The sequence below is a fragment of the Collinsella aerofaciens genome, assembly GCF_028206995.1.
GTDB classification, from domain to species: Bacteria; Actinomycetota; Coriobacteriia; order Coriobacteriales; family Coriobacteriaceae; genus Collinsella; species Collinsella aerofaciens_AQ.
Genome location: NZ_JAQLFL010000013.1, coordinates 1 through 24,217 on the forward strand (window position 1 = coordinate 1; position 24,217 = coordinate 24,217).

General features: G+C 59.7%; 21 protein-coding genes. All 21 read right to left on the reverse strand.

The window, feature by feature from the left end:
• Positions 1 to 288: 288 nt before the first annotated feature.
• The 21 genes from PMX60_RS08555 to PMX60_RS08655 all read right to left on the reverse strand — a co-directional run bounded on the left by PMX60_RS08555 (position 289) and on the right by PMX60_RS08655 (position 24,201).
• Positions 289 to 1,317 carry an ABC transporter ATP-binding protein gene (locus PMX60_RS08555; protein ID WP_271747563.1) on the reverse strand — a complete coding sequence of 343 codons (1,029 nt, stop codon included), beginning with the start codon at positions 1,315 to 1,317 and terminating at the stop codon, positions 289 to 291.
• Positions 1,317 to 2,408 carry an ABC transporter ATP-binding protein gene (locus PMX60_RS08560; RefSeq protein ID WP_022094887.1) on the reverse strand — a complete coding sequence of 364 codons (1,092 nt, stop codon included), beginning with the start codon at positions 2,406 to 2,408 and terminating at the stop codon, positions 1,317 to 1,319. The genes PMX60_RS08555 and PMX60_RS08560 overlap by 1 nt, the downstream gene beginning before the upstream one ends.
• 2 nt (positions 2,409 to 2,410) lie before the next feature.
• Positions 2,411 to 3,346 carry an ABC transporter permease gene (locus tag PMX60_RS08565; RefSeq protein WP_022094886.1) on the reverse strand — a complete coding sequence of 312 codons (936 nt, stop codon included), beginning with the start codon at positions 3,344 to 3,346 and terminating at the stop codon, positions 2,411 to 2,413.
• Between the two features lie 14 nt (positions 3,347 to 3,360).
• Complete coding sequence (locus PMX60_RS08570) at positions 3,361 to 4,398, reverse strand: ABC transporter permease (RefSeq protein WP_117877270.1); 1,038 nt, start codon at positions 4,396 to 4,398, stop codon at positions 3,361 to 3,363.
• A 156-nt stretch (positions 4,399 to 4,554) separates the two neighbouring features.
• A complete protein-coding gene (locus PMX60_RS08575) occupies positions 4,555 to 6,231 on the reverse strand; it encodes a peptide ABC transporter substrate-binding protein (protein WP_271747564.1) in 1,677 nt (558 codons plus the stop codon).
• A 294-nt stretch (positions 6,232 to 6,525) separates the two neighbouring features.
• Positions 6,526 to 6,780, reverse strand: a complete 255-nt coding sequence (gene secG / locus PMX60_RS08580) for a preprotein translocase subunit SecG (RefSeq protein ID WP_006236144.1) — start codon at positions 6,778 to 6,780, stop codon at positions 6,526 to 6,528.
• Positions 6,781 to 6,944: 164 nt separating this feature from the next.
• Positions 6,945 to 8,498 carry a 2,3-bisphosphoglycerate-independent phosphoglycerate mutase gene (gene gpmI / locus PMX60_RS08585; protein WP_055310511.1) on the reverse strand — a complete coding sequence of 518 codons (1,554 nt, stop codon included), beginning with the start codon at positions 8,496 to 8,498 and terminating at the stop codon, positions 6,945 to 6,947.
• A 5-nt stretch (positions 8,499 to 8,503) separates the two neighbouring features.
• Positions 8,504 to 9,271 carry a triose-phosphate isomerase gene (tpiA, locus tag PMX60_RS08590; protein WP_271747565.1) on the reverse strand — a complete coding sequence of 256 codons (768 nt, stop codon included), beginning with the start codon at positions 9,269 to 9,271 and terminating at the stop codon, positions 8,504 to 8,506.
• Positions 9,264 to 10,454 carry a phosphoglycerate kinase gene (locus PMX60_RS08595; RefSeq protein ID WP_117564871.1) on the reverse strand — a complete coding sequence of 397 codons (1,191 nt, stop codon included), beginning with the start codon at positions 10,452 to 10,454 and terminating at the stop codon, positions 9,264 to 9,266. The genes tpiA and PMX60_RS08595 overlap by 8 nt, the downstream gene beginning before the upstream one ends.
• A gap of 140 nt (positions 10,455 to 10,594) precedes the next feature.
• Positions 10,595 to 11,620, reverse strand: a complete 1,026-nt coding sequence (gene gap, locus PMX60_RS08600; protein WP_055286941.1) for a type I glyceraldehyde-3-phosphate dehydrogenase — start codon at positions 11,618 to 11,620, stop codon at positions 10,595 to 10,597.
• Positions 11,621 to 11,813: 193 nt separating this feature from the next.
• A complete protein-coding gene (gene whiA / locus PMX60_RS08605) occupies positions 11,814 to 12,743 on the reverse strand; it encodes a DNA-binding protein WhiA (protein ID WP_271747566.1) in 930 nt (309 codons plus the stop codon).
• Positions 12,744 to 12,749: 6 nt separating this feature from the next.
• Positions 12,750 to 13,670, reverse strand: a complete 921-nt coding sequence (gene rapZ, locus PMX60_RS08610) for an RNase adapter RapZ (protein WP_022094878.1) — start codon at positions 13,668 to 13,670, stop codon at positions 12,750 to 12,752.
• Positions 13,671 to 13,771: 101 nt separating this feature from the next.
• A complete protein-coding gene (locus tag PMX60_RS08615; RefSeq protein ID WP_271747567.1) occupies positions 13,772 to 14,458 on the reverse strand; it encodes an N-acetylmannosamine-6-phosphate 2-epimerase in 687 nt (228 codons plus the stop codon).
• Between the two features lie 141 nt (positions 14,459 to 14,599).
• A complete protein-coding gene (locus PMX60_RS08620; protein WP_055286945.1) occupies positions 14,600 to 15,565 on the reverse strand; it encodes an ROK family protein in 966 nt (321 codons plus the stop codon).
• A gap of 172 nt (positions 15,566 to 15,737) precedes the next feature.
• Positions 15,738 to 16,658, reverse strand: coding sequence for a dihydrodipicolinate synthase family protein (locus PMX60_RS08625; protein ID WP_035138887.1), 921 nt, complete (start codon positions 16,656 to 16,658; stop codon positions 15,738 to 15,740).
• A gap of 68 nt (positions 16,659 to 16,726) precedes the next feature.
• Positions 16,727 to 17,578: an acetylxylan esterase gene (locus PMX60_RS08630; RefSeq protein WP_271747568.1), complete on the reverse strand. Its 852-nt coding sequence runs from the start codon at positions 17,576 to 17,578 to the stop codon at positions 16,727 to 16,729.
• Positions 17,571 to 18,548 carry an acetylxylan esterase gene (locus PMX60_RS08635; protein WP_271747569.1) on the reverse strand — a complete coding sequence of 326 codons (978 nt, stop codon included), beginning with the start codon at positions 18,546 to 18,548 and terminating at the stop codon, positions 17,571 to 17,573. Before PMX60_RS08635 ends, PMX60_RS08630 begins: the two co-directional genes overlap by 8 nt.
• A gap of 80 nt (positions 18,549 to 18,628) precedes the next feature.
• On the reverse strand, positions 18,629 to 19,456 hold the full coding sequence (locus PMX60_RS08640; RefSeq protein WP_006236159.1) for an ABC transporter ATP-binding protein: 828 nt from the start codon (positions 19,454 to 19,456) through the stop codon (positions 18,629 to 18,631).
• On the reverse strand, positions 19,457 to 21,472 hold the full coding sequence (locus tag PMX60_RS08645; RefSeq protein ID WP_022094872.1) for a dipeptide/oligopeptide/nickel ABC transporter permease/ATP-binding protein: 2,016 nt from the start codon (positions 21,470 to 21,472) through the stop codon (positions 19,457 to 19,459). It lies immediately after the preceding gene.
• A 3-nt stretch (positions 21,473 to 21,475) separates the two neighbouring features.
• Positions 21,476 to 22,432: an ABC transporter permease gene (locus PMX60_RS08650; protein ID WP_022094871.1), complete on the reverse strand. Its 957-nt coding sequence runs from the start codon at positions 22,430 to 22,432 to the stop codon at positions 21,476 to 21,478.
• A 155-nt stretch (positions 22,433 to 22,587) separates the two neighbouring features.
• The gene (locus PMX60_RS08655; RefSeq protein ID WP_195363241.1) at positions 22,588 to 24,201 is read right to left on the reverse strand and encodes an ABC transporter substrate-binding protein; all 1,614 of its coding nucleotides are present in this window, start codon (positions 24,199 to 24,201) and stop codon (positions 22,588 to 22,590) included.
• Positions 24,202 to 24,217 lie beyond the last annotated feature (16 nt).

Here is a 24,217-nt window from a genome sequence, read left to right on the forward strand (position 1 = left end):
TGGGCACCAGCGAGAAGTACATCTCGATGCTGGAGAGGGGCCAAAGGGAGCTCAAGCCCATAAGGAGGGCCTACGAGGCATGGGTCGAGGCCGGACTTCCGCTCGATTGAGACAGGCAGGCCTTCGAGGCCGAGCGCAAAATGGATTCTAAAAAACACCTTGCCAAATAGGAGCGTCAGACCAGGAAACCCCCTTATCCGCAGCTCCGAAGGAGCAGGATAAGGGGGTTTCCATGGTCGAGGACGTTCTGAAAACTAAGTCCAGCACGGGCCCGGACGAGAAAACCGACTACAGGTCGATGTGCGATTCCTTGATCGGGAACGGCTCCGCGAAGTGGCAGGCGCAGCAGTGACCCGGGGCGACTTCCTTAAACTCGGGAAGTTTCTCGGAGCAGATGCTCTGCGCGATCGGGCAGCGCGTGTGGAAACGGCAGCCGGTCGGCGGATCCAGCGGTGACGGCGGATCGCCGGCGAGGATGATGCGCTTACGGGTCTTCTGGATATCAGGATCGGGAACCGGCACGGCAGACAGCAGCGACTGCGTGTACGGATGGTGAGGCTCGCTATAGAGCGTCTTCCAGTCCGAAACCTCGACCATCTTACCCAGATACATAACGGCGACGCGATCGGAGATGTGCTGCACGACGGACAAGTCGTGGGCGATAAACAGATATGCGGTACCGAACTTGTCCTGCAGCTCCTTGAGCAGGTTCAAAACCTGGGCCTGAATGGACACATCCAGAGCAGAAACCGGCTCGTCGCAGATAATCAGCTTGGGCTTCAGAGCGAACGCGCGGGCAATGCCAACACGCTGACGCTGACCGCCGGAGAACTCATGAGGATAGCGGTTAATGTGCTCGGGGTTCAGTCCGACAACGTCGAGAAGCTCGCGGACACGCTCAATGCGCTCTTCCTTGGTGCCCACGCCGTGAATGGTCATGGGCTCGGAGACGATCTCGCCGATGGTCATACGGGGATTGAGCGAAGCATAGGGATCCTGGAAGATGAACTGCATCTCGCGACGCATGTCCTTGATCTCATGCTTGCTCATCTCGGCAACATCTTTACCCTGGAAGAACACCTTACCGGCGGTCGGCTTGGTCAGGCGCATGATGGTGCGACCCGTCGTGGACTTACCGCAACCAGACTCACCAACCAGACCAAAGGTCTCGCCCGGATAAATCTCGAACGAAATGTCATTTACTGCAGAGACGACACGCTTGGAGAAGCGCTTGGCGAACATGCCGGACTCAGCGGGGAACTCCTTAGAGAGGTGCTCGACCTTCAGCAGCGGAGTACGCTCGTTGGTATCTGCCATTACGCCTCGCCTCCCTTCTTGGAATCCTTGCGCGTACGGGACGTCTCAGGAGCGTTCTTGAGGAACTCGGGGTCACCGGAGTAGTGGCACGCAGAGTAATGACCAGACTCGGTGACAACGCGCTCGGGGCGCTGCTTGCGGCACTTGTCCGTCGCATAGGGACAACGAGGAGAGAAGACGCAGCCCTCAGGCAGGTTCATGAGCGAAGGCGGGTTGCCGTGAATCGGCGTAAGCGGCTTCTTCTCTTCGATGGCCTGCTCCGGGATGGAGCGGATAAGGCCCCAGGTGTAGGGGTGGCGGCTCTCGTAGAAGATTTCCTCAGCAGTACCGAACTCGACGGGACGGCCGGCGTACATAACCATGATCTTATCGGCCATATCGGCAACGACGCCCAGGTCATGGGTAATCATGATGATGGCGTTGCCGTTCTTCTCCTGCATTTCCTGCATAAGCTCAATAATCTGAGCCTGGATGGTAACGTCCAGAGCAGTCGTGGGCTCGTCGGCAATCAGAATATCGGGATCGCAGGCAAGAGCCATAGCAATCATGACGCGCTGACGCATACCGCCAGAGAACTGGTGCGGATACTCATTGACGCGCTTCTCGGGCTCGGGAATGCCAACGAGGTCCAAAAGCTCGGTGGCGCGCTTGAGCGCCTCCTGCTTGGAGTAGCCACGGTGCAGACGAAGGCCCTCGCCCACCTGCTTGCCGATCTTATAGACCGGGTTCAAGGAGGTCATAGGATCCTGGAAGATCATCGCGATATCGTTGCCGCGAATATGCTGCATCTCTTCCTCGGTCATTTCGAGGATGGAGCGGCCGCGATAGCGAACGTCGCCGCCCTCGATCTTTCCCGGAGGCATCGAGATAAGGCCCATGATGGTCATGGCGGTCACGGACTTACCGGAGCCGGACTCACCGACGACACCCAGGGTCTCGCCGCGATCGAGCGTGTAGGAGACACCGTCGACAGCGCGAACGACGCCATCCTCGGTGTGGAAATACATCTTAAGGTCATCGACCTCGAGCAGATGCTGGCCCTCGGGAACCGGCTGGTCCTTCAGGTCCACATAGTTCTTGTTCTTCTTCATCCTTATGCGTCCTTCATCTTGACGTCGAGGGCGTCGCGCAGACCATCACCCAGCAGGGTGAAGGCGAGCACCGTCGAGAGAATTGCCAGACCGGGCATGATCATCATCCAGGGAGCAGTCAGAAGATACTGCTGACCGTCCTGAATCATGGAGCCCCACGAAGGCGTAGGCGGAATAACGCCCATGCCGAGGAAGGACAGTGCGGACTCGGTCAGAATGGCGCCACCAATGTTCATGGTCGCGTAGACCACGATGGAGGCAACGGAGTTCGGGAAAATGTGACGCACGACGATACGAGCATCAGATGCACCCATCGCGCGCGCAGCGTCAACATAGTCGTTTTCCTTGACCGTCAAGATTGCAGAGCGGAAGACGCGAGCAATCGAAGGCCAGCCGAGAATACCGATGGCGATAAAGACGTTCTGAAGACCACGGCCGATAACGGCGATCATGGCGACGACGAACAGCACGTACGGGAACGCTAGGAAGATATCCGCACAGCGCATGATGATCGTATCCCAGATGCCGCCGTAGAAACCGGCCAGAGCACCCATGACCAGACCGATCAACGTGGAGATCGCAGTGGCCATAATACCGACGGAAAGCGAAACGCGTGCACCGTAGATAACGCGGACGAGGATGTCACGACCAAGGGCGTCGGTGCCAAACGGGTGCTCCGCACACGGAGCCAGCAGCGACGTCTGGGCCATGGTAGTCGAGTCGGAAGCCGTCGGCGAACCGAGCCAGGGCTTAGCCCACAGATCTGCGGTCAGGGCAACCACAACGACGATGATGATCCAGCAGACACCGATAACGGCGAGCTTGTTCTTACGAAGACGCTTAAAAGCGTCGCCCCACAGCGTGCGGGACTTGGCGGGAGCAGATGCGGCCTTGGTGGCGGTAGCCTGCTCCTGAGACTGAGAATCAGTTTCCTGCATGAGACGTACCTCCCTTAGGCCTTATCCGACGGACCGCCAAGGCGGATGCGCGGGTCGAGGAATGCATAGCTAATGTCGACGAGCAGGTTGATCACCATGACGACGACGACGATGAGCGTAACGCCGCCCATAACGATGGGCCAGTCACGCATGCTAATGGCGCGATAGACCTCATAGCCGATACCGGGCCAGTTAAAGACCGTCTCGGTCAGGATGGCGCCCGAAAGCATGCCACCGAAGTCGACACCAATATAGGTAACGACGGGGATGAGTGCATTCTTAAGCGCATGCTTGATGATGATCGCGCGATTGGAGAGACCCTTGGCCTTTGCCGTGCGGATGTAATCCTGGTTCATGACGTCGAGCAGCTGCGAGCGCATAATGCGGGCGGCGTAAGCGGTCGAAACCGAAGCCAGCGTAATGGTCGGGAGCACATAGTGCATCCAATCCTGATACTGAGAGCTGGAACCACCGGCACCCGAGATCGGCATGGAGAATGCACCGCCCGTGGCGTCCTTGAGGATGACGCCAAAGAACAGTTGCAGCAACATACCGAGCCAGAAGGCCGGGACGGCAACGAGGATCGACGTGGTGAGCGTTACCAAAATATCCCAGAAGGAATAACGCTTTACCGCCGAAATGATACCCGCACCGATACCCATGATTGCCTCGAGCACGATGGCGCACGCGGCAAGTTTGACCGTATACGGATACTTCTGGGCAAAGATTTCCGTAACCGGCAGCTTACGCTGATACGAATTGCCCAGATCGCCATGAAGCAGGCCGTTCATGTAATACAAATAACGGTCCACGAGCGACGTTTGAACGGGGTCGCCGTTCTCGTCAAGAATCGCGTTGCCGTCCTCGTCCGACTGGACCAGGTGATAGCGGACGCGAAGCTGAAGCTCCACCTCGGGGGACAGAGCCTTGTCTCCACCGATCAGCTTGATCGGATCTCCCGGCACGATATTCTGGAGGGCGAACAGAATCAGCGTAACGCCCAAAAACACCGGGATGAACTGAAGCACACGTTTAACGATGTACTTACCCATACCACTCCCCTATCTAGGGATTAACCTAAATGGGATGCCGATCGCCAGACCGGCATCCCAAAATTACCATCAGCCAGTTTACCCCAGGTTAGGGAGAACTGTATGTTTCCCATGAGGTCTACGTAAATACTTGACCCTCACGGAAGCTGCAAACTCTTAGGCGAGCTCAGCGGTACCCAGATCGGCATGCTTCTGCGGATCGACATAGAGGTGCTTGATGCGATCGGAGCCGACGATGGTGTGCGTGTAGAACATAATCGGGATGACCGGGCAGTCGGCAGCGACCATTGCGTCGGCCTCCTGCATCTTAGCGACGCGCTCCTCGTCGTCAACAATAGTACGAGCCTCGTCGACCTTGGCGTCGAACTCGGGGTTGTTGTAACCGGAGCGGTTGTCGCCACCGAGGGAGTCGGAGTGGAACAGCGGATACAGGAAGTTGTCCATGATCGGGTAGTCGGCAATCCAACCCAGACGACCGAACTGATAGTTAAAGTTCTGATACTGCTCGAGCAGGGCAGACCACTCAGGGGTATCGGAGACAGCGGTAACGCCAACCTTGGCGAGGTCGCCGATGATGGACTCCATGATCTCCTTGTGACCGCCGTCCTGGTTGTAGGAAAGGGTCACGCTAATGCCACGATCCCCGTTAGCGCCAGCGGGAGCAACCTTGTCGAGGTACTCGTTGGCCTTGTCGACATCGTAGGCGCAGAACTCCCATGCGCCCTCCTTGTAGCCATCGATGCCCGGAGGAACAATGCCGTCGGCGGGGGTACGGGTACCCTTGTAGATGGTCTTGCAGATGGCCTCACGGTTAATGGCCAGGGAGATACCCCTGCGCAGGTCGGCGTTGTTGAACGGCTCGGCCGTGGTGTTGCAGGTCAGGTAGTAGGTGGAAGGCTCGGCGCCGAGCAGCATGCGCTCGCCGTCACCCATGGTGTAGCCGTCCTTGGACACGCCGCGGTCCTTCTTGGCGGCATCGATCTGAGCAACGGGAACGTCGCAGACATCGAGGTTACCGGCCTGGAACTCCTTGTAAGCAGTCTCCATGTCCTTGATGACCTGGAAGTGGATACCATCGATCTTGGCCTTGTCGCCATAGTAATCGTCGAACTTCTTGAGGTTGATCTCCTGACCATCCTCCCACTTGCCGTCCATCATGAACGGGCCGTTACCGACCGGTGCAAGATAGAAGCTCTTGACATCGGACTCGGCGCACTCGGGAACCGGGGCCAGAGCCGGGTGAGAGGCGACGAAGGGGAAGTCGGCGTAAGCGGAAGACAGCTTGACGACGAGGGTCTCATCGTCGGGGCAGGTAACACCGCTGAGCTCGGTAGCGTTACCGGCAAGCAGATCGTCATAGCCCTCGACCATGGAAAGGTGATAGGAGACCTCGGAAGGGCCATACTCGGTAGCGATGGCCGACTTGGTGTTGACCAGACGCTCCCAACCGAGCTTGAAGGACTTGGAGGTAACGTCGTCACCGTTGTGGAACTTGGCCTTCTTGATCTTGAAGGTAAACTCGGTGGCGTCGTCGTTGGCCTCAAAGGACTCGCAAGCCAGCGGAACGATCTCGCCCTTCTCGGCGTCATAAGAGGTCAGAGCGTCAAAGAGCTGGTACTCGACCTGAGTGCCCTGGTCCTCCTGGACATTGTAGGGGTCGATGCAGACCGGGTTGTTGATGTAGAAGTTCAGCGTCGAACCGGACTCAGAACCGGAAGCGTCGCCACCCTTCTTGCCGCATGCGGCAAGAAAAGCCATGGAGCTCGCAGCAAGGGTGCCGCCAACAAAGGCGCGACGACCCATAACGGGCTGGTGGAACATAGAATCAGCCATGCCATCCTCCTTATGAGATAGGACAATGAAATGTTCAGTCGGACACATGTCGAAACAATCCGATCCGAACCATCAAAACGCCGCCCGCTGCTATGGCTGGTTATGCACAACGGACCAACGTTTTGCAATACAGTAGCGCATTTTATACACGATTTGGGGCTAATTCCGGTTAACGGTCGAGAATTTCTTTAGTTGGGCGAAGTATGTGAGGATATTTTGACTCTGTTACAAATATGTAAACAAAAAGGGTCCCGCACTTACGGGACCCTTTTTGAATATTTATGCGGCTCGTGCTTAGTAGCCGACGATGCCCTGCGGGAAGAAGAACATGCACAGCACGACGCACACGGCAAACACGACAGCCATGATGACGGTCAGGCGGTCGAGGTTCTGTTCCATAACGCCTGTGGCAGAGCTGGAGTTATACAGCGAGCTAGCAATCATATCCGAAACGCCGGTACCCTTACCGGAATGCATCAGGACGAGAATCGTCAGCGCCACGGCAGAGACAGCCCAAACGACAAACAGAAGAATCTGGAACGGACCCATAGATAAGCTCCTTAATAGAACAGTTCAAACTCCAGTACTGTACCACAACCCCCAGCACTCCCCCACCCGCCATTTAGGTATGGGGCAGAAATGGCAGAAATATTAAAAAGGGGATTGTCCAGTCGTGGACAACCCCCTTACTAGAAAACGGTATTTGTTTTCTATTAGGCCTCGGTGGCGAGCACGCGACCCGTCATCTCGGCGGAAGGCTCAATACCAGCCATGGTGAGCATGGTCGGAGCGATATCGGAAAGACGGCCGTCCTCGATACCGGTGAGCTTGGCCTTCTCATCAACGATGATGAACGGCACACGGTTGGTGGTGTGAGCCGTAAACGGATGCTTGGAACCGTCGGAAGCAACGTCAAACATGTGATCGGCGTTGCCGTGGTCGGCGGTAATCAGTGCAAAGCCGCCCTTGGCGAGAATCGCCGGGACAACCTTGGACAGGGCATCGTCAACAGCCTCGACAGCCTTAACGGCAGCGTCGAAGACACCGGTGTGACCAACCATGTCGCAGTTCGCGAAGTTCACGATGTAGAAATCAGCGCGATCCTCGTTGATGGCGGCGACGAGCTTCTCGGTAACCTCGGGAGCGCTCATCTCGGGCTGCAGATCGTAGGTAGCAACCTTGGGGGAAGCGACGAGCACGCGCTCCTCGCCCTCCTTGGGCTCCTCGATGCCACCGTTGAGGAAGAACGTCACGTGGGCGTACTTCTCGGTCTCGGCAGTGTGCAGCTGCTTCAGGCCATTGGCGGCGATAACGTCGGCCAGGACGTTCTCGGGGAACGTCTTGGGGAAGGCGACCTCGACGTCAAACGTCGGATCATACTCGGTCATCGTCACAAAGTGCGAAAGCTTGATCTGCTCGCGCTCAAAGCCGTCGAACTCCTTGTCCGTGAACACGCGGGTCATCTGACGAGCGCGGTCGGGACGGAAGTTGAAGAAGATGGCCGCGTCGCCCTCGTGAATGCCCTCGTTGTGGGCAGCGAAGGGCTCGACGAACTCGTCGCCGCGCGGGTCCTTCTCGTAGTAGGCCTTGATACCGGCAACGGGGTCGGTATCAGCATCGGACGCGTTGACCATGACGTCGTAGGCGCGCTGGATGCGCTCCCAACGATTATCGCGGTCCATGGCCCAATAACGGCCCGAGACGGTGGCAACGCGAGCGTCGCAACCGGTCTCCTCGGAGATCTTAGCCAGGAAGGCGCAGAACTCACTCATGTAACCGGCACCGGACTGCGGGTCAACGTCGCGACCATCCATGAAGGCGTGGACGCGAACGGTCTTGACACCGTGCTCGGCAGCCATCTTGACCAGAGCCTCGACGTGGTTCATGTGAGAATGAACACCGCCAGGGCTCATAAGGCCCATGAGGTGGAGAGTCTTACCGTCAGCCTTGACATCGTCCATAGCCTTGACGAAAACCTCGTTCTTGGCGATGGAGCCGTCCTTGATGGCATTGTTGATGCGCGAAAGCTCCTGGAACACGATGCGGCCGGCACCGATGTTGAGGTGACCCACCTCGGAGTTACCCATCTGGCCGTCGGGAAGGCCCACGTCCTCGCCCGAAGCACCGAGCGTGGTGTGGGGGTACTTCTCGTACAGGCCATCAAGGAAGGGCGTCTTGGCAGCGGCGACGGCGTTCTCGCCATCGGCCGGAGCAAGGCCGCAGCCATCCATGATAATCAGGAGTGCAGGAAGATGACGTTGTGCCATATGTCCTACTCGCCTGCCTTGACGACCATAGAGGCGAAGTCGGCAGCCTTGAGCGAAGCGCCGCCCACGAGGGCGCCGTCAACGTCGGGCTTGGCGACGAGCTCGGCAATGTTGCCGGGCTTAGCGGAACCACCGTACAGGACACGGATGCCGTTGGCGAGCTCCTCGCCGAACATCTCCTTGAGGGTCTCACGGATAGCGCCGCAGACCTCCTGAGCATCCTCGGCGGTAGCGGTCTTGCCGGTGCCAATGGCCCAGATGGGCTCGTAGGCGACGACGACCTGCTTGGGGCAGGTGATCTCAAGACCAGCAAGGCCAGCCTTGACCTGGTTCACGACGTGCTCGACATAGGTGCCAGCCTCGCGGACCTCAAGGGACTCGCCGCAGCAGAAGACGGGAACAAGACCGGCGGCAACGAGGGCCTTGGCCTTCTTGTTCTGATCATCGTCGGTCTCGTGGAAGTAGTCGCGACGCTCGGAGTGACCGATGATGCAGTAGGTGCAGCCAGCGGACTTGAGCATGTCGCAAGAGGACTCACCGGTGAAGGCACCCTTGGCCTCCCAGTACACGTTCTGTGCACCGAGGGCGATGGGGGCAGCCTGAATGCGGTCATGAACCGTGGTGATGTCGATGGTCGGAGGGCAGACGAGCACCTCGACGCCAGCCGGAACCTCGGGCAGAGCCTGAGCCAGCTCGTCGGAGAGTTTGGCGGCCTCGGCGACGTCGTTGTTCATCTTCCAGTTACCAGCGATGAGAAGGGTGCGATTAGGCATCGAGAAGCGCCTCCACTCCGGGCAGGGCCTTACCCTCGACGAGCTCCATGGAAGCGCCACCACCGGTGGAGATCCAGCTCATCTTGTCGGCCAGGTTGAACTTGTTGACAGCCGCGACAGAGTCGCCACCGCCGATGATCGAGGTGCAGTCGGCCTCGGCGACAGCCTCGGCGATAGCCTGGGTGCCGTGAGCGAAGTTGTCGAACTCGAAGACGCCCATGGGGCCATTCCAGAAGACAGTCTTGGCGCCCTTGACGGCCTCGGCGTAAAGCTCCTCGGTCTTGGGGCCGATGTCCATGCCCTCACGATCGTCGGGGATAGCGTCGGAAGCGACAACCTCGGGAACAGCGTCCTCGCCAAAATGATCGGCAACGCGGTTGTCGATGGGGAGCAGGATCTTGACGCCCTTCTCCTCGGCCTTCTTTAGCATCTCGCCGGCGCGCTCGACCCAGTCCTCTTCCTTGAGGGACTGACCGACGGTCAGGCCCTGAGCCAGGAAGAAGGTGTAGGCCATGCCGCCACCGATGATCAGGGTGTCAGCGGAGTCGATGAGGTGATCGAGAACGCCAATCTTGGAGGAAACCTTGGAACCGCCGACGATAGCGACGAAGGGGCGCTCGGGCTCGGCGAAGATGCCGGTCAGCGTGTCGACCTCCTTCTCGAGCAGGAAGCCAGCGACGGCAGGCAGGTAAGCGGCGGGGCCCACGACGGAACCCTGGGCGCGGTGAGCGGTGCCGAAGGCATCGAGAACGAAGACGTCACCATAGGAAGCGAGCTTCTTGGCGATCTCGGGATCGTTCTTCTTCTCACGCTTATCGAAGCGGACGTTCTCGAGAACGAGAACCTTGCCCGGCTCGACGGCAGCGACAGCCTCGGCAGCCTTCTCGCCGTAAGTGTCGGCGACAAAGGCAACGTCGAGACCAGAGAGCTCGGCGAGCTTCTTGGCGACGGGCTCAAGGGAGAGCTCAGGCTGGAAGCCGGTGCCATCGGGACGGCCGAGGTGGCTCATGAGGATGACGCGAGCGTTGTGCTCAACGAGGTAGTTGATGGTGGGCAGGGCAGCCTTGATACGGGTGGTGTCGCCAACGACGCCATCCTTGATAGGCACATTGAAGTCAACGCGGACGAGAACGCGCTTGCCGTCGACATCGATGTCGCGGACGGTCTTCTTGGTAAAGGCCATGTTTGCTTCTACCTTTCGTACGTGTCTGCCTCCCATTACGGCAGACGATTTCCTATAAAAAGGGCGCGACCCTAGGGTGTAAGCCCTATGAGGCCGCGCCCTTCTTTAGACGCTCAACGAGCTATTCGCTAAAAGCTAAATTAAGCAACGAACTTCTCGAAGTACTTGATGGTGCGGACCATCTGAGAGGTGTAGGAGTTCTCGTTGTCGTACCAAGAGGTGACCTGAACGAGGGTCTGGCCGTTGCCGAGGTCAGAGCACATGGTCTGAGTGGCGTCGAAGATGGAGCCGTGGGTCTCGCCGACGATGTCGCGGGAGACGATCTGGTCCTCGTTGTAGGCGAAGGTCTCGGGGATGGTCTCGGCGTAGGCCTTCATGGCAGCGTTGACCTCGTCGACGGTGACCTTCTTGTCAACGACGGCGTAGAGGTTGGTCAGCGAGCCGGTCGGCGTCGGGACGCGCTGGGCGGCACCGATGAGCTTGCCGTTGAGCTCGGGGAGAACCAGGCCGATGGCCTTGGCAGCGCCCGTGGTGTTCGGGACGATGTTCTCGGAGCAGGCGCGGGAGCGACGGAAGTTGCCCTTGCGCTGCGGGCCGTCGAGCGGCATCTGGTCGCCGGTGAAGGCGTGGATGGTGGTCATGATGCCGGACACGATGGGAGCGAAGTCGTTCAGACCCTTGGCCATCGGGGCGAGGCAGTTGGTGGTGCAGGAAGCAGCGGAGATGATGTTGTCCTCAGCGGTCAGCGTCTCATGGTTGACGTTGTACACGATGGTGGGCAAATCGCTGCCGGCCGGAGCGGAGATGACGACCTTCTTGGCGCCAGCGTTGATGTGGGCCTGAGCCTTAGCCTTGCTGGTGTAGAAGCCGGTGCACTCGAGAACGACGTCGACGTCGAGGTCGCCCCAAGGCAGGTTGTTGGCGTCGGCCTCCTTGTAGATCTTGATCTCCTTGCCGTCAACGGTGATGGAATCCTCGCCAGCAACGACCTCGTGATCGCGAGCGTAGTTGCCCTGCGTGGAGTCGTACTTCAGCAGGTAAGCGAGCATATCGGGAGAGGTGAGGTCGTTGATAGCGACGATCTCGGAGCCCTCATGACCGAACATCTGACGGAAAGCCAGACGACCGATGCGACCGAAGCCGTTAATAGCAACCTTTACTGCCATTGTGTCTCCTTTCGTAAGGCCCCCGCGAGCTACAGCGCCCGCCGTTGAGGCCCACAAACTAACCACTCGCCTAATATACCTTTTTTTTGACTTGAATTTCACGAGAATGCTCGAAATTGAAAATCAAATTTACGTTAAAACGTTTTAAAGAATAAAATAGCAGCTAAATCCGTATATAAGTCGATACTTCAAACTACTTGTTTGCTTCAATGAGCTTTTCAAGCCTCAAAACGCGATGGTACAGGGCAGACTTCGACAAGGGAGGGTCAGCCATCTCCCCCAGATCGCGCAGCGACAGATCGGGATAGCGCTCGCGCAGGTCGCAAAAGACTGCCAAGGCGTCCGGAAGCGTGTCGCGCAAACCCCGCTGTTCGAGCTCATCGATCAACGCAAGCTGATGCTGGGCGGCACCGGCGCTTCTGGTCTGGTTGGCGAGCTCGGCGTTCACGCGACGGTTTACGTCGTTCTTAACCAATTTGACCGCGCGCGCTTCCTCGATCTCGGCAACGCTGCGCTTGGCGCCGACCAGCTTTAGGAGCTGCTCGATCTCCTCGGCGCTCTTAATGTACACGGCATATGACCCCCGCCGCGCATTAACACGAGCATGGACCCCAATCTGCTCCAACAGATCGCAAAGCCCCTTGGCATATTGCTCGCCCTGCACCGCGATCTCCAAATGAAAATCGCCGCGTGGATCGGCCACGAAGCCGCCCGCGATGAGCGCGCCGCGGATATAGGCAAGCCTGCAGCAGGGACGGGCAACGATATGTCGGGGCACGCCGGCGACAAGTCCTCCCCTGCGGTCGAGGATGCCCAGCAGCACCAGAGCCTTATCCAGGTCTGGCTGATCAGGCAAGGTGATGAGGTAGTTTCGAACCTTATGCAATACAGATTTACGAACGGTGAACTCCGTTTTGAGCTTAAGGATGCGATGCGTCAGCGTGATCATCGTGCGCGCGACGGCTCCCGTCTCAGTCGCAACTGTCAAACGATACCGCCCAGAGCCGGTAAGCGAGAGCGTACCACTCACGCGCGTGAGGGCGGCAAGCGTCGACAAGTCGCAGTATTCACATTCGGGTTCGCAGCGCGCAAGCTCGTCACGCACCTCGGCGGTAAACGACATGCAGGCCTATGCCTTCGTGTTGGCGCGCGACAGGTCGCGGTGGGAGATGCTCACATGATACTGAGCGCCTTCCAGGTAACGGGCCGTGGCCTCGGCAATGGCAACGCTGCGGTGCTGGCCGCCCGTGCAGCCGATGGCGATAGAAAGCTGCGGCTTACCCTCCGCGATATAGCCCGGCATCACCGTATCGAGCAGCTGTGTCCAAGCCTTCCAAAACTCCTGCGTCTTGGGATGGTCCAGAACAAAATCGGAGACCTTTTTATCGAGACCGGTCATCGTGCGCATCTCGGGATCGTAGAACGGATTAGGCAGGAAGCGGACGTCGATCATAATGTCCGCCTCGACGGGCATGCCGTGCTTAAAGCCAAACGAGAACACGTGGACGTCCATGAGCTGCTGGTCGGACAGCTCGGAAAATGCCATACGTAGCTTGTTGCGCAGCGCAGAGGTGCGCAGACGGCTCGTGTCGATAATCATATCGGCTCGGTCGCGCACGCCCTGAAGCTGAAGGCGCTCGCGCTGAATGGCATCGGCCGTAGTCTCCCCCGGCTTGGCAATGGGATGACGGCGGCGATTTTCGCTGTAGCGACGAATCAGCACCTCGTCAGAAGCCTCCAGGAACACGATGTCGCAGCTCATCTCGCGCTCCTCGAGTGCGGCGACCGCATCGAGCAACTCGTCAAACAGTCCCTGGCTACGCAAATCGCAGGTGACGGCGAGATGCCTGCCCACGCCCGTATTGATACCGACGAGCTCGGCAAGCTGGGCGATGAGACGCGGAGGCAGGTTATCGATGCAAAAATAGCCCATGTCCTCGAACACGTGCATGGCCTGTGTGCGGCCCGATCCGGACATTCCGGTGATGATGACGATATCGGGGATGCGCTCCGAGCGCTCCGCCGCATCCATGGCATCTCCCTTTTGCATGTGCTGCCTCCCGAAAACAAGCGCGGGACCCAGCAACCCGGATCCCGCGCGGTCAATTGCCTATATTGAGTATACCGCCCCGAGCGGATACGAGGCCTGTCTTACGCCTCAAGCGCAGCCTTGAACCAACTCGTAATACTCGTGGGGTGCGTGATGGCGGTGCCGACGACAACGGCCCAGGCGCCAGCATCGATCGCGGCGCGAGCCTCCTCGGGCGTGTGCACGCGGCCCTCGCAGATGATGGGAAGACCGGGGAATTCCTCGGTCGCCTGACGCAGGAGCGGCAGATCGGGGCCATCGGCCATGGTGCAGTCGATGGCAGCGACACCGTGAGAAAGCGTGGTAGATACAAGGTCGAAGCCCATATCAACCGCACGGCGAATGTCCTCGATGGTGGCACAATCCGCCATCAGGAGCACACCCTCCTCGTGCAGCGGGCGGAAGGTATCCTCGACCGACTTGCCGTCGGGACGCAGACGATCGGTGGCGTCGATCGCCACGATATCGGCACCCGCAGCAACGCAGGCGCGAGCGTGACGCAGCGTCGGCGTGATGTAAACGCCCTCGTGCCCATCCTTCCACAGGCCGATAACAGGAACCTCACAGCGACCCTTAATGGCGGCAATGTCGGCAAGGCCCTGGCAGCGAATGGCGGCGGCGCCGCCGAGCTCGCAAGCACGAGACATTTGAGCCATGGTCTCGGGCGTACGAAGCGGCTCGCCCATATACGCCTGAACGCTCACGACGAGCTTGCCCTTCAGGGACTGGATCAAAGGATCAACGGTCATGTTCGACTCAACCTTTCTCAAAAACAGCCTTCTGAGACACCGCACCTTGACGTTCAAACCGTCGCTCGCGTACCGAAGTACGCTTCGCTCCTCTTTCACGTCAATCTGCGGCACCTCAGAAGGCGCACTTGGTAGCTATGTTTATTTCAACGACGCAAGAAGGTGTTCGGCGGCACCGATGAGCGGAGCATCGCCCTCAAGAGAACCGATGAGGATCGGCGTGTCCTGAAGCGGATCGAGCGCCTGGCTGGCATAGCCCTCGTGTACCGAATCCTTCCACGTCTGTGAACGCCAATCGGGACCTTGGTGAATCACGCCACCCGAAAGCACGATGACCTCAGGGTCCAGGATGTTAGCGAGCGAGCCCAAGCTGGCACCCAGCGCAAAGCCGGCGTCATGGATGACCTCAGTCGCCTTTGCGTCGCCCGCGCGGCACAGGTCGTTTACATCGCGACCGACCGAAGGACGGCTGGGGTCGACGCGGCCAAAGCGCTCGTCGTACATGCGACCAATGGAAGTGCCCGAAGCAACAGACTCAAGATGGCCAGAACGCCCGCAGGCGCAGGGAATGCCGGCGGCAGCCGAGCACTCGATGTGGCCCATATGACCGGCAGCACCGTGGAAGCCCTGCATCACGCGGCCGTTCTCGACATATGCGCCGCCGATGCCCGTACCGATGCCCAGACACAAGACGGAGAACTTGCCCTTGCCGACGCCCCAGTGGGCCTCGCCCAGAGCATGAGCCTGCACGTCGCCCACCACGGCAACGGGAAGACCAAGGTCCTCGCGCAGACGCGGCCCCAACTGAACGCCAGACCAGCCGGGCATGATCTCGTTGGCGTAGGCGATGGCGCCCGTCTTGGGGTCGACGACACCGGCGGCGCCAATACCGATACCGAGGACCTCGACATCGGGGTTCGCCTCGAGAGCAGCCTTGATGGACGCCTCGATGCGCTGGAAAACTGCCTCGCCGCCTTCTTGGGCCTCGGTGGGAACCTCGGCTTCAAAGACCGGATGGGGCACGCCGCCATCAGCCGGATACTCCATAATGGCAGTCGCAATCTTGGTGCCGCCGATATCGACGGAGCAAACGTACTTGTTCTCCATGTCGCTCTCCTTAGGAGATATAAACAACTACAGGAAATGCGCCGTCAGGCTAGCCGTCACAGCGCGGTAAAGGTTTTCCAAGTGCCCGAGATCGCCGAGAAGCCGTGTGGCCATTGACCTAATGGGTCATGGCCGCACGGTTGAACGGCGAGGTCGGGTGCCTGGGAAAGCTTTAAAGGAGGCCGTTGTCCTGGAGGACCTTCTTAATCGCCTCGACGTTCTCACCGGTCATGGCCTTCACCGGGCGCGGCATGGTCGGGCTGTCGAAGATGCCCATGAGGTTCATAGCGGTCTTGAAGGCGCCGACGCCACCGGCATAGCCCTGGACGCCCGAGGTGACATCCCAGATGTGGGAGATCTCATTGAGACGATCCTGCTCGGCCTTGACGGTAGCCCAGTCACCAGCCTGAGCGGCCTTCCACTGACGCACGTAGCCCTCGGGCTCAACGTTGGCGAGACCCGGGACGGAACCGTCGGCGCCACCAAGGTAGGCGCCGTCGACAACAACCTCGTGACCGGTGAGAATGCTCATCGGATGGCCGTTCTTCTCGTTCTCCTGAACGAGGTAGCGGAACGAGATGTCATCACCCGAGGAATCCTTGACGCCGGCCAGAACGCCCTCGGCACCGAGCTTGGCAAGGAGCTTCCAAGGGAGCTTGGTGTGGACACACACGGGGATGTCGTAGGCGAAGATGGGCAGGTCGAGTTCCTCATGCAGGATGCGGAAGTGCTCCTCGACCTCGGTCATGCCCTGCAGGGCATAGAACGGGCAGGTGGCGACAAGCGCATCGGCGCCCAGCTCCTGAGCGACCTTACCGTGCTCGATCATGCGCTCGGTCTCGGTGTCGATGATGCCGACCAGAACGGGAACGCGGTGGTCGACGATACGGACGGCCTCGGCGATGATCTGACGGCGACGCTCGTCGGTGGAGAAGACGACCTCGCCCGAGGAGCCCAGGAAGAACAAGCCATCGACGCCGGCATCGATCATGCGGTTGATGCTGCGCTCAAAGGAGGCAACATCGAGCTGGTGGTCTTCGGTATCGGGAACAACGACGGGAGGGATAACGCCGGTGAATTTCTGAGTTGCCACAAGAATCTCCTTAGTTGTCTGGCGGGCAGCCCTATGCCGCCCACTCTTGTTGGCAGTGTCCAGGCCGTCTAGGCCAAAGAACACGGGTAGAACGTTTGGTTAAAGAAGTCGACGACTTCGTTTTCGAACGCATTGATGCGCTCGTGAGCGTATTTGGCATAGATGATATGCCTCCGGTCACACTCAAGACCGTTGAATACGGCAAACTGGCCCTTGGGGTCGCTCGCGGCATCCATGAGCGATGTGCCCATGAGCACCGATCCGCGCACCCGAGACGACAGCGCCTCGAGACCGCCGGGAAGCGGATTGGCAACCGCCGTGCAAGCGAGGCCCCGCTCGTCCAGAGCAGAAACCGCCAGCGCGACACCGCCGCCAAGGCCCTCGCCCCACGCAAAGATGCGGTCGGGGTCCATGCCATCAAGATTGCGTGCCACCTTCGCCAGCGCGCAACCCCAACGGACGCGCTCGACAAAAGCGGGCGAAGAAATCCCCCGCTGCAGGTCGTCCGCACCAGCAACATCGTCATCCAGCGCGAGGACGGCATACCCCATGGCGGCAAATCTCGTCATGTGATGCCAGCCGCGCACAGGCCGATCGATGTCGTGGAACATCAGGCACAACGGCACGCGCTCAGATACTCGGGCACGACCGACAGGCTCGATCAAACGAGCGTGAATCGCATCGTCACCGAGCTCAAAGGAGACCTCCGAGTAACGGGCGCAGGGGTTAACAAAGTCAATCGCCGTAATGGCCAGGCCTTGAATCTCAAGATTCGAAGCGCATGTCTCTAAATCAGAAACATCTGCTTGGACATCACCGCGCCAGTCCCGATATTCTGCGAGCCTTGACGAAACCGTTCCAGGAATTCCCACGAGCCCGGGGACAATCAGCTCGTCAACATTGCTCTCGCACTTAGACATGAGCCTCCCCTCCCTTGCAGAAAAACGGAATGATCAAATCGTCAAAATCCTGAATCTCCTCGTGGCCAAAGCCTTCAAAGAACTCATGACGCTTTTCGCAGGTCAGGTTGTTATAGACCGCAAACTGCGTCGCTGGCGGACAGACGATATCGGCTGTGCCGGTGCCAAACAGCACGGGGCATTTGACCATAGGGGCAAAGTTCTTGGAATCGAAGTACGCCAGCTTGGCATAGGCTTCGTCAATACGAGTCGAGTCCTCGTCAAACCAGCGAGACCAATAACGCAGGCCTTCATAAGCGATATCGTCGGCATCCAGATCCCAAACAAGGCGGAAATCCGACAGGAAGGGATAGAGGATGGCAGCGCGATTGATAAGCTCACTATTAAGCGCGCAGGTCGCAATGCCCAAACCGCCGCCCTGCGATGCGCCGTTCACAAATACGCGGGAAAGATCGATGCCCTCGAGCTCGCGAACAATACGGCACAGAATGCGGATATCCTGGTGCAAGCGGACATAGTAAAGATTGGCCGGGTCGCCGTCGATACCGGCGACGATATGCCCAGCAACCGTCGTGCCTTCAAATCCACCAATATCCTCGGAGGGGCCTCCTTGGCCGGGGCAGTCGAGGGCGATGAGTGCCATGCCCATGCCCGCAAACGACGCCTGCTCGAACCAGCTGCGGCTTGCACCCGGATAGCCGTGGAACTGTAGCACCAGCGGCACGGGCTCGTCCGAAACCGGCTGGAGATACTTGGCATGCAGGCGTGCACCGCACATGCCGGTATACCAGAGGTCGAAAAACCGACAGGTCGCGGAATCCGCAACCGAAGCCGCCTCAATCGCATAGTCGAGCTCGACGGCGTCGGCCTCGGCCATGCGGTCCTTCCAAAAGAGATCGAAATCCGATGGACGGGGCATAGCGCCTCGATATTCACCAAATTGCTGTTGTAGCTCCTGAGCACTTGGCATGGCTCGTGAACCCAACCTTTCGAAATCGCAACGGAGGTGCGCCCGGCAAGGGAACCGGGCGCACGGGAGGGAAAGCGAGGCTACTCGCCGAGCTTGGGATGCAGCAGCGACGGCGCAGCGCCGAGCAGCATCTTGGTGTAGGGGTCCTGAGGGTGCTGGAAGACCTGCTTGGCCTCGCCCTGCTCGACGATCTTGCCGCCATTCATAACGATGATGTCGTCAGAGATATAGCGGACCGTCTGGATGTCATGGCTGATGAACACCATGGCCAGGCCGAGCTCCTTCTTAAGGTCGGTCAGCAGGTTCAGAATCTGCGCGCGGACCGAAACGTCCAGAGCCGAGGTGGGCTCGTCGGCGATGATGGCATCGGGGTTCAGCGACAGGGCGCGCGCAATTGCGACGCGCTGGCGCTGGCCGCCCGAAAGCTGGCCGGGAAGAACCTCGGCGGCGGAGCTGGGCAGACCGGTGAGCTCCAAGAGCTCCTTGACGCGCTTCTCCTGCTCGGCCTCGGTACCCAGGTTGTGGACGCGCATGGGGTCGAGCAGTTGCTCGCGAACGACCATGCGGGGATTGAGCGCCGTGGCCGGGTTCTGGAACACGACCGAGATGACGCGACCCATGTGGCGACGGTCCTCGGCGGTACGTTTGGTAACGTCCTTGCCCTTAAAGTAGACCTTGCCGCTCGTGGGGGCCTGCAGGCCGCACATGACGTTGGCGGTGGTGGACTTTCCGCAACCGGACTCGCCGACGATGCCGATGGTCTGTCCGGGCATGAGCTTAATCGTTACACCCTGGACGGCGTGAACCAGGTTGGGGTGCAGAATCGAGCCGGTACGGGTCCTAAAGGTGACGTGGACGTCATCAAGGAAGATGATCGGCTCGACGCCGTTGACTGCGGTCTCGCTCATCTACATCACCTCCGCGTGAGGGGTCAAACCATTTGCCTTGAGCACCTCGTCGGGGAGCTCGGAATAGAAGTGCTCGGTGCCGGGCACGCGCTTGAAGACCGGACGGGTGTCCAGGCCAATGCGCGGATGGCTCGAGCGGGGTGCGAAGCGATCGCCCTTGGGGAAATCGCGCGGGCTCGGAACGGCGCCGGGCACCTGGTGCAGGCGGCCCGAACCGCTCTCGATGGACAGGACGGAACCCAGAAGGCCGCGGGTGTACTCGTGAATCGGGTTGGTGAGCAGCTCCTTGGTGGGCGCCTGCTCGATAACCTGGCCAGCGTACATAACCGTGATGTTATGAGCGACCTCGGCGACCAGTGCCAGGTCGTGCGAAACGAAGATCATGGCAAAGCCGAGCTTGGCCTGAAGATCGTTAAGCAGCTTGATGACCTGCTTCTGGACGGTAACGTCCAGAGCGGTCGTGGGCTCGTCGCAGATGACCAGTTTGGGGTCGCGGGTAAGGGCCATAGCGATCAGAACGCGCTGACGCTGACCACCGGAAAGCTCATGCGGATAGCTCTCGAGCGTACGCTTGGGGTCGAGGCCCACGAGCTCCAGGAGCTCCTCGGCGCTACGGGTACCGCCGCGCTTGGTGAGCTGCTTCATCTGGGCGGAAATGAGCATGGAGGGGTTGAGCGAGGACAGGGCGTCCTGATAGACCATGGCGATATCGGTACCGCGCAGGCCGAACCACTCCTTCTTGCTCATCTTGAGCAGGTCGCGGCCCTCCCAGAGAACCTCACCGGAAAGATGCTCGTCATCGTCGGTCAGGCCCATGATGGCCAGCGTGGTGATGGACTTACCGCAGCCGGACTCACCGACCAGGCCCATGGTCTGGCCAGGACGGACATCAAAGTTGACATGATCGACGACGTTGATATCACCGTGGTGCTCAAACTGGATGCAGAAATCACGGACCGAAAGGATCGGCTCAACGGACTCATCGGGCACATGGCGGTCGTTACGCTTGAGCTCGACATCGCGCAGGGCGCCAAGACGGGCGGACAGGGACTGAGCCTGCTCCTTGTAAGCGCGAACGGGGTCGGAGACCAGCAGGTCGGCCTCGCGGCGCTTGGAGGAATCGGTCGGATCCAGGGCGGCGGAGGGAGCAGCGGCCATGGCGTCGGTAATGCCCTCGGAGAGGATGTTGAGCGCCAGGCAGGTGATCATGATAGCCAGACCCGGGAACAGCGCCTGCCACCAACGGCCAGCGAGCACGCCACCGCGGGCGTCGGCGAGGATGTTGCCCCAGGTAGCGGTGGGCTCCTGGATACCAGCGCCGATAAAGGTCAGCGAGGCCTCGAAGATGATGGCGTCGGCGACCAGGGTAACGGTGAAGACCATGATCGGGGCGATGCAGTTACGCAGAACATGCTTGATCAAAATCCACGGAGCCTTGGCGCCGGAAACGATGACCGCGCGGACATAGTCCTCGCCGTACTCGGACACGATGTTGGCGCGCACGATACGGGCAATCTGCGGAGTGTACATAAAGCCAATGGCGAAGATGATCGACGGCACGGAATTGCCCAGGATGGAGACGAAGACGGCAGCGAGGGCGATGCCCGGGATGGACATGATGATGTCCAGGATGCGCATGATCGCCTCGGAAACGGACTTGCGCGAAACCGCCGCGAGGGCGCCCACGACCGAGCCGCAGACCAGAGCCATGGCAGTAGCACCGAAGCCGATGATCAGCGAGTAACGGCCACCGTAAAGCATACGCGACAGGATGTCGCGGCCCTTATCGTCGGTACCGAAGATAAATCCATTGCCGGGAGCCTGGCGAGCAGTGAAAATCTCGACCGGGCTATAGGGGGCAAGAAGGGGCGCCAGAATCGCGGTCAGGGCGACCAACACCAGCACGACGGCGGCAATCTTAGAAGACAGCGTCATCTTCTTCCAGCCACCGAGCTTGAGCCCCTTGGAGGCAGCCTTCTCGAGCTGCTCGGTTTGCTTCTCTCGAATCTTTACCATAATCTACACCGTCCTGATGCGCGGGTTGATGAGCAGGTAGAGCATGTCAACCACGATGTTGATGATGATGAAGGCAAGAGCAACGACGATGACGACGCCCTGAACCAGGTTCGCCTCGTTGCCCTGAACGCCCTGCAGAATCGCAGTACCCATGCCGGGGAGGTTGAAGATGACCTCGATGACGACGGCGCCGCCCATAAGGTAACCGATCTTAAGACCGAGGGTGGTGACCGGGGTGATCAGCGCGTTGCGCAAAACGTTGATGCCGACGACGACCTTCTCGGGAACGCCGGCGCCACGGGCCATGCGGACGTAGTCCTTGTCGAGCTCCTCAACCATGGCCGTACGCACGATACGAGTCATCTGGCCCGTCAGCGGGAATGCCAGAGCGATAGCGGGCATGATCATACGTCCCAGATAGCCAGCCGGGTTGGTGGTGAAGTGAGGCAGAGCACCGGATGCCGGGAGCACCTTAAGGTAGGAAGAGAACAGCAGAATCAACAGAACGGCAAGCCAGAACGACGGGGTTGCCAAGCCGGCGATGGAAAAGACGCGGATCACTTGGTCCGGCCATTTATCGCGATACAGTGCCGCGATGACGCCGAGCAAAAACGAGACGACCGCGCCGATGGCAAGACCGATGAAGGTCAGCTGCATCGTGACGGGCAGGGCCGTGGAGATGCGCTTGGCAACGGAGTTGCGAGCAGCACCATAGGTGCCCATGTCACCATGGATCAGATCGCCCATGTAGCGCACGTAGCGCACGGGCCAGGGGTCGTCCAGACCATACTTCTCATGGTACTCGGCAACCGCCTCGGGCGAGGCACCGTCACCCAACGCCGTATAGGCGGGGTCGGTCTTGGAGAACGACATAAGGAAGAACACCAGGACGGTGACGCCCAATGCCATGATCGGCAGCGCCACGAGACGCCTTCCAATCAAACGTAGAAAGTTGTTCACGTTCTCTCCCCTTTCTTTTGTCGGTAGGACCAACTGGTATATGAGTATGGATACTCATTACAAGACCCGAGCGACTTCGAGGCCGCCCGGGTCTTTGTTTCAACTATGAGGACGTTGCCTTACGACCGACGCCCCACATATGACTCAAACGAGTCTTAGGCCTTGACGGTCGCGACGCCCCTGAAGGACATGCTCGTCGTGCCGATGCCCTTGAAGCCATCGAGGGCCTCGCCGTTGGGCGCGGTAGACGGATCGTCCCAGGAAGCGGAGACGGTCTTGACGTGGACAACGGGGTACAGAACAGCGTTGTCGGCGATGATGTCGAAGCACTCGTTCCACTTCTTCTGCTGCTCGTCGCCCTCGGCGGCAAGAGCCTCGTCCATGAGACCGTGGAGCTTCTCCCACTCAGCGGACTCCTTCCACGGGCAACGGGTCTGCATCCAGACGTTGTCGCCGTACCACCAGTTGAGCAGCAGGTCGGGGTCAGCGCCGAAGCAGGACGGATCGCCAGGGGCAAGGAGGATATCGTAGGCCTCGCCGCCGTCGATGGCAGCGTAGGTGGCCGGCGAGGTATCGGTCTGGATGGTCACCTCGAAGCCGAGAGCGTCGAGGTCGTTCTTGACCTGGGCGGCCATGCCCTTAATCTGCTCGTTGTCGGTGGTGCGCAGGGTGATGGCACCCGGGGTGATGCCGGACTCCTCGATGAGCTTCTTGGCCTTCTTGGCGTCGGTCTTGTACACCGTGGAAGCCTCATGATAGTTGGTGAAGCTCTTGGGCAGGTAGCAGCTGGCAGCGGTGGCAAGGCCGGCGAAGGTGTTGGTGATCATCTTCTCGGTGTCGAGCGCGTACATGACGGCCTGACGGACCTTGACGTTGTTCCAAGGCTCCTTGGCGACGTTGAACATGATGAAGCGGGTGCCGAAGCCCTGGACGTTGTCGATCTTGCAGCCAGCGCTCTCGAGCTGGTCGACGGCGTCAGCGGTGACGAGCTCCATAACGAGCGTGGAGCCTTCCTGCTGGGCGGTAACGCGAGCGGTGGGGTCGGTCAGGATGCTGTACTGGATCTTCTTATCCTCGGCAGCATACTCACCGTTGTACTCGGGGTTGGGAACCAGGGTGATCTCGGTATCGGAGATAGAGTCGTACATCCAGGGGCCGGAACCGATCGGCTGCTTGGCGCGATCCTCCTCGGACTGAGTAGCCGGGGTAACACGGATGATGGCCAGACGATCCTTGAGCAGGGAGAAGTTGGGGACCTTGGTCTTGACCGTTACAGTGCTGGCATCCTTGGCCTCGATGGACTCGAAGGGCTGAAAGAACGGAGCATAGGTAGCGGAAGCAGCGCAAGCGGTGTAGGAAGCGACGACGTCGTCAGCAGTGACCTCGGTACCATCGGAGAACTTGGCGCCCTTGCGGATGGTGACCTCGAAGGTAGTGTCGTCCACGGACTTGGGATCGTCGGTGGCGAGCTCGTTGAAGGTGCTGTAGTCGTGGTAATCGATGCCGTAGAGACCCTCGACGACGTGCCAGTTAGCACCCAGGCCCACAGCGGAGCCGGTGCTGGCGGGATCGAAGCTGGACGGAGCGTAAGCGGAACCAGCGGTAATCACACCGCCGCCACGGTTGGCGGAATCGGCGGAACCGGAAGCGGAACCCTCGTCGTTGGAGCTGCCACCGCAGCCGGTGAGACCAAGCCCTGCGACAGCAGCGACGCTGCCGGTGAGGCCGAGGAACGAACGCCTGGACATACCCTTGTTGATGATGGCCATGTCTTCTCCTATCAAT

What these genes read in the sequence shown, in the direction of transcription:
- PMX60_RS08615 (WP_271747567.1), bottom strand. Translation starts at nt 14,458, where the DNA reads ATGACCGTTGATCCTTTGATCCAGTCCCTGAAGGGCAAGCTCGTCGTG.
- PMX60_RS08560 (WP_022094887.1), bottom strand. Translation starts at nt 2,408, where the DNA reads ATGAAGAAGAACAAGAACTATGTGGACCTGAAGGACCAGCCGGTTCCC.
- PMX60_RS08640 (WP_006236159.1), bottom strand. Translation starts at nt 19,456, where the DNA reads ATGAGCGAGACCGCAGTCAACGGCGTCGAGCCGATCATCTTCCTTGAT.
- PMX60_RS08655 (WP_195363241.1), bottom strand. Translation starts at nt 24,201, where the DNA reads ATGGCCATCATCAACAAGGGTATGTCCAGGCGTTCGTTCCTCGGCCTC.
- PMX60_RS08555 (WP_271747563.1), bottom strand. Translation starts at nt 1,317, where the DNA reads ATGGCAGATACCAACGAGCGTACTCCGCTGCTGAAGGTCGAGCACCTC.
- PMX60_RS08630 (WP_271747568.1), bottom strand. Translation starts at nt 17,578, where the DNA reads ATGTCTAAGTGCGAGAGCAATGTTGACGAGCTGATTGTCCCCGGGCTC.
- rapZ (WP_022094878.1), bottom strand. Translation starts at nt 13,670, where the DNA reads ATGCAAAAGGGAGATGCCATGGATGCGGCGGAGCGCTCGGAGCGCATC.
- PMX60_RS08570 (WP_117877270.1), bottom strand. Translation starts at nt 4,398, where the DNA reads ATGGGTAAGTACATCGTTAAACGTGTGCTTCAGTTCATCCCGGTGTTT.
- PMX60_RS08620 (WP_055286945.1), bottom strand. Translation starts at nt 15,565, where the DNA reads ATGGAGAACAAGTACGTTTGCTCCGTCGATATCGGCGGCACCAAGATT.
- whiA (WP_271747566.1), bottom strand. Translation starts at nt 12,743, where the DNA reads ATGTCGTTTACCGCCGAGGTGCGTGACGAGCTTGCGCGCTGCGAACCC.
- PMX60_RS08575 (WP_271747564.1), bottom strand. Translation starts at nt 6,231, where the DNA reads ATGGCTGATTCTATGTTCCACCAGCCCGTTATGGGTCGTCGCGCCTTT.
- gpmI (WP_055310511.1), bottom strand. Translation starts at nt 8,498, where the DNA reads ATGGCACAACGTCATCTTCCTGCACTCCTGATTATCATGGATGGCTGC.
- PMX60_RS08565 (WP_022094886.1), bottom strand. Translation starts at nt 3,346, where the DNA reads ATGCAGGAAACTGATTCTCAGTCTCAGGAGCAGGCTACCGCCACCAAG.
- secG (WP_006236144.1), bottom strand. Translation starts at nt 6,780, where the DNA reads ATGGGTCCGTTCCAGATTCTTCTGTTTGTCGTTTGGGCTGTCTCTGCC.
- tpiA (WP_271747565.1), bottom strand. Translation starts at nt 9,271, where the DNA reads ATGCCTAATCGCACCCTTCTCATCGCTGGTAACTGGAAGATGAACAAC.
- PMX60_RS08595 (WP_117564871.1), bottom strand. Translation starts at nt 10,454, where the DNA reads ATGGCCTTTACCAAGAAGACCGTCCGCGACATCGATGTCGACGGCAAG.
- PMX60_RS08645 (WP_022094872.1), bottom strand. Translation starts at nt 21,472, where the DNA reads ATGGTAAAGATTCGAGAGAAGCAAACCGAGCAGCTCGAGAAGGCTGCC.
- gap (WP_055286941.1), bottom strand. Translation starts at nt 11,620, where the DNA reads ATGGCAGTAAAGGTTGCTATTAACGGCTTCGGTCGCATCGGTCGTCTG.
- PMX60_RS08635 (WP_271747569.1), bottom strand. Translation starts at nt 18,548, where the DNA reads ATGCCAAGTGCTCAGGAGCTACAACAGCAATTTGGTGAATATCGAGGC.